The following is a 5279-nucleotide window of genomic DNA, read 5'->3' as shown; positions in this document are numbered from 1 at the left end:
ACGATGGTTGCTGCAGTGCGCGACCGGTGCCCGCCGAGCACCCATTCGGCATAGGCATAGACACGCAGCCGCGCCGGCACCGAACCGGAATTCTGGATGCGCAGCCGCGAGATCTTCAGCGGATGGACCGGATCGACGACATGGGTGAGATCCATCGACAATGGTCCGCGCTTCGAGCGGAAGGTCGAGAAACCCTGGCCGTGCCAGGCCTCGTAGGTCATCGTGGGATCGCGCACCACGGCAGCGAGCGGCGAGAATGCCTTGCCGCTGGCCTGATCGTAGATATAGAGGCCCTCGCCCGGCCGGTTCGAGACCGGATCATTCGACCACGGCGTCAACTGGTAGTCGCGGCTGTTTCGGCTCCAGGTGAAGGCAGCGCCCTCGGCGGAGGTATGGAAGCCGAACGAGGCGTTGGAGACGACGTTGATCCAAGGCTGCGGCGTCGTGCGGCGGCCGGCCAGGCGCACGACATAATGCCGCCCGTCGCCGTCGAAACCGCCAAAGCCGTTCCACTGGCTGAGACCGCTTCCATCGGCGCTGACATTGGCCACCGCCTGCGAGGCAGGAGTATGCGTCGTGGGTGTCGGCGACGGCAATTCACGCGGAATTGGCAATGCTGCCAGAGCGTCGCGCGCCTGCAGAGCCGCGGCCTCGGCGCGCTCGATCTGGTCGAAGATGGTGCCGTTGCGCGTGTGCAGGACCACCCGGGCGACAGCGAGCAGCGTCTTGTAGGTGGTCTCGTCCATGAGATCGCGGCGCACCGCGAATATGTGCTGGCGAGGTCCGAGCTCCTTGCCGCGCAGGCGGCTGTTTTCGCACAGCGTCTCGACCGCCCGCTGCAGGTCCTGGACATAGGAGGACGCCTGCTCGTTGACGACGACGAAGTCGATCATCATGCCGCGGGTGCGCATATATTCCTGGAAACGCAGCGCCTGGGCAACGATTTCGAGATCGGCGACGTCGCCGATCCTGACCAGGAAGATCGGGAAATCGCCGGAAATGCTTGTCGGCCACAGGCTCGACTGCTTGCCCAGCCCCGAGGCGATGGATTCAGCGGGAAGACGCAGGAACGGATCCGGATAGATCAGATAGCGCGCCAGCTTCTGCACATTGGCGGCATCGGTCAGACTGAGGCCCATATGGCGGGTCTGCACCTGGCTGCGCGTCCAGGCAAGCATGGCCTGGCGGGCAAAGCTCTCCGGATGGTCGAGGCGGGCGATGGCTTCGTCCAGCTCGGTGCGGCCAGCGCCGACGACGGTCCAGAAGGTCAGCGATATCTTCTTGTTGGCCGGCACGCGCACCTGGCGGCGCAGCGAGGCGACGGGATCGAGCGTAAAGCCTGAGTGGCCGCCCAGCCTGGCGCCCGGGTCGAAAGCGGCCGCATCGACGATGGTACGGCCACGGCCGATGAAGGCGCGCCTGTCGGTTTCGGCCTCGGCATCGCGCGCCGATCCGGACGGATCGGTGACGAAATGCACCATGGCGATATCGGGCTCACTGGTCTCGCGCTTGCGCCGCGTGGCGAAGATCGCCGCGTTGTTGGCAGAGATTTCGGTTTCCACGAACATCTTCGAGAAGGCCGGATGCGCGTTGTCGGACGCCTCCAGGCCGAGCACCAGTTCGGCAAAGGAGGTCACCTCGATGTGACGGTCGGACGGACCGTCATTGTAGAGCGTGACCCGACGGCCCTCGCCATTGCCTTCCGAGATGACAATACATTCGACCTCGGAGCGCAACGTGCCCACCGATTTGACGAAGCTCGCCTTGTCGTCGGAGAACAAGGTCTGCGCCTTTTCCTCGGCGGCGCGCTTCGGTTCGGCTGTAGCCGACCACCAGTCACCGGAACCGGCGTCACGCAGGAAGATGTAGGAGCCGAGCCGGTCCTCGGTCGGATCCGGCTGCCAGCGGGTGACGGAGAGATCGCCCCAGCGGCTGTAGCCCGAGCCGGTCGCGGTGACCATCACCGAATAGCGGCCGTTCGACATGACGTTGGTGGACCGCAGCGACTGCAGCGGATTGAGCACGATGCGGGTGTCGGGGCTGTCGACTTCGGTCTCGTCCTTGGAGCGTTCGTCGGCCTCGGTCCTGACGGTGGCGGTCGGGATGTCGCGCGGCGCCCTCTCCTGCAGCAAGAGTTCGGCCGATTCGATGACCGGATCGCTGTGGAACCGGTCGCGCATGCGACCTTCGAAGATGGCGTCGGCAACCGCCGCGATCGACATGCCCGAATGGTGGGCCATGTAGTTCTGGACGACGACATGATCCGTGCCTTCCGGCACGCGCTGTGGCGTGAAGTCGACGGCATCGTAGTAGCCGTGGCGGCCGAGCGCCCCGATCTCCCGCAAACGGGCGAGATTCAGCACGGCTTCACGCGGATTGAACTGGGCCGCCAGTATGGTGGCGTAAGGCGCGATCACCGTGTTCTGGCCAAGGCCGCGCTTCAGCCCGAGGCCTGGAACGCCGAAATTTGTGTATTGGTAGGTCAGCTCTCGGTCGCGCGCATTGTAGGCGGCCTCCGAAATGCCCCACGGCACGTTCTTCTGGCGGCCATACTGGATCTGGCGCTTGATGATCAGCTTGCTGGTCTGGTTGAGGATCGAGCCCTGCGGCTCCTTCATCACCAGCGGCGGCATCAGATATTCGAACATCGAGCCGGACCAGGACATCAGGGCGCCCTGGAAACCGATTTCGACGATCGGCCGGCCAAGCCGGAACCAGTGCTCGGTCGGCAGGTCGCCCTTGGCGATGGCGAACAGGCTGGTCAGCCGGGCTTCGGAAGCCAGAAGGTCGTAGCAGCTCTCGTCGAGCTGGTGTTCCTCGACCCGGTAGCCGATCGACAACAGCTTGCGCTCCGGCCGCATCAGGAAGGAGAAATCCATCTCGAAGGCGTAACGGCGCGTGCGCTCGCGCAAGGTGAGCAGCTTGGCACGGAGCGCCTCGACGGCATTGTCGTCGCTGTGCGCGTCATGGACGTGCGCTTCGCAGGAGGCTTCCAGCCTTGCCGCCCAGTCGACAATGACGTCGCTCTGGGGCGACACCGCCTCGGTATGGATGGCGGTGGCCAATTTGCGGATCTCGCCGGCCAGCACAGCCAGGTTGATGGTGCGGATCGACGCCATTTCGGGCTGCGCCTTGATGGTGTCGACAGCGCGCCGCATGCCGTCGAGGCGGTCGGCGAGACGCTGGCGCAGCGGGCGCAACTGACGGCGGTCGTCGGGCAGATCATCGAGGCTTTCGCTGAGAATGGTGACCGTGTCGAGAATGCCTTCGAAATCGCCCTGGAGATGGACGGAAGGTGCTTCGGCCCATTCGGCGCAGGCCGCAGCCACCGCCACCAGATGGCCAGCGAGGTTGCCGCTGTCGACAGCTGAGATGTAAAGCGGATAGAGCGGCTTCAGTGTCGTCGTGTCGTACCAGTTGAAGAGGTGACCGCGCTCACGCGGCATGCCCTCGATCGTCGCCATGGTGGCGTCGATGCGGGTGATGGCGTCGGACAGGCTGATCCAGCCGAAGTCGCGGGCGGAAACGACGGACAACAGGTAGACGCCGATGTTGGTCGGCGAGGTGCGTGGCGCCACCACCGGCGCCGGGCTTTCCTGGAAATTATCGGGCGGCAGATGGTGATGTTCTGCCGTCACGAAGCTTTCGAAATAGTGCCACGTGCGCCGCGCCACCGTGCGCAACGTATGGATGTCGGCCTGCGATATGCGCAGCCGATCCTCGGTTTCAGCCGAACGGCTGATCCAGCTGGCGATGGCGGGCGAGCCAATCCAGAACAGGGCGAAGAAGAAAGCCACGAAGGCGCCGGTCGAATCGGCCAACACCGGAATGGCAAGGCCGACGAAGCCAATGATCACGGCGCCATACATCATGCCGTAATACGACCCGACATCGTTGTCGCCCGCCTTGTGCGCCTGCGAGGCGGTGCGCCATTCCAAAAGGTTCTGGCGGCTGACGAACAGCCGGTAGAGCGTACGCACGATGGCATCGCCCATCATCCAGGCATTGTGTGCCATCAGCACGATCTTCAGCGCCACCATGGCGGTGCCGAAGGCGACGTCGCGCGCCAGAGCCGAGAAATGGCCGCGTGGCGTCTGGTCGCCGCTCTTGGGCAGGATGGCGTTGACGATATCGAATGTCGGCGCCATGAACAGGCTGAGGATCAGCAGGGCCTGCCATTGCGCGGCCTGCGTGAAGGGCAGCAGCGTCCAGCCGGCGATCGCCGCCATTACCCAGAAGATCGGAGTCAGCGAGCGGCGCAGATTGTCGATCATCTTCCAGCGCGACAGCGCCGGCACGCCGGAGCGCGGATCGAGCATGAAGCCAAGCAACTGCCAGTCGCCGCGCGCCCAGCGATGGTGGCGCGAGGCGTCGACCGAGTAGCGGGTCGGATAGTCCTCAACCAGTTCGACGTCGGTGACCAGCGCCGCGCGCGCCAGCGCGCCTTCCAGCAGATCATGGCTGAGGATGGTGTTTTCCTCGATGCGGCCCTGCAGGGCGGCCTCGAAGGCGTCGACGTGATAGAGGCCCTTGCCGGTGAAGGACCCGTCGCCGAAGACGTCCTGATAAAGATCGGACACGGCAAAGACATAAGGGTCGAGGCCGCGATTGGCCGAAAACACCCGCTGGAAGAACGACGCATCGTCGCCTGATGTCAGCGACGCGGTGATGCGCGGCTGAAGGATCGCGTAGCCGGCGGTGACGACGCGCTTGCTGGCATCGAAATGCGGCCGGTTGAGCGGGTGGCAGAGCTTGCCTACGAGGGTGGCGACCGCGTCACGGGTGGTGCGCGTGTCGGCATCGAGCGTCATCACATGGACGACATTCTCCGGCAGCGGCACGTCGAGCGGCAGGAACGTGGTGTCGCTGTCGCCGCGCAGCAGAAGATCGAGCTCGTGCAGCTTGCCGCGCTTGCGCTCCCAGCCCATCCAGGCCCCTTGCGCCGCATTGAACAGCCGGCGCCGGTGCAGGATGTAGAAACGCGGCGCGCCTTCGGAGGGATAGCGGGCGTTGAGACGGGCGATTTCGGTACGGGCGAATTCGAGGATTTCGGTGTCCGCCGCATCGATCTCGGTCTTCGAGTCTGGCCAGTCCGACAGCAGCGCGAAATGGATTTCATCGGCCGTGTTGGCGAGATGATGCACCTCGATATTGCGGATGTTTTCCTCGACATCGTCGCGCGAGCCGATCAGCGACGGCACCACCACCAGCGTGCGAGCCTCGGGCGGAACGCCGTGTCGGTAATCGTAGCCGACGAGACGCGTCGGTTTCAGGAACAG

Annotated in this window: 1 protein-coding gene; it reads right to left on the bottom strand. The window is 64.7% G+C overall.

The genetic code is table 11. The annotated features are described in order from the left end of the window. On the bottom strand, positions 1-5279 hold a 5279-nt coding region (locus tag EOD15_RS27815; RefSeq protein ID WP_281035585.1), incomplete at both ends, for a glucoamylase family protein.

This window comes from Mesorhizobium sp. M7A.T.Ca.US.000.02.2.1 (genome assembly GCF_003996995.1).
GTDB lineage: Bacteria > Pseudomonadota > Alphaproteobacteria > Rhizobiales > Rhizobiaceae > Mesorhizobium.
Note: the sequence above shows the minus strand (reverse complement) of the source record. Positions and strands in the feature narration are given on the sequence as shown.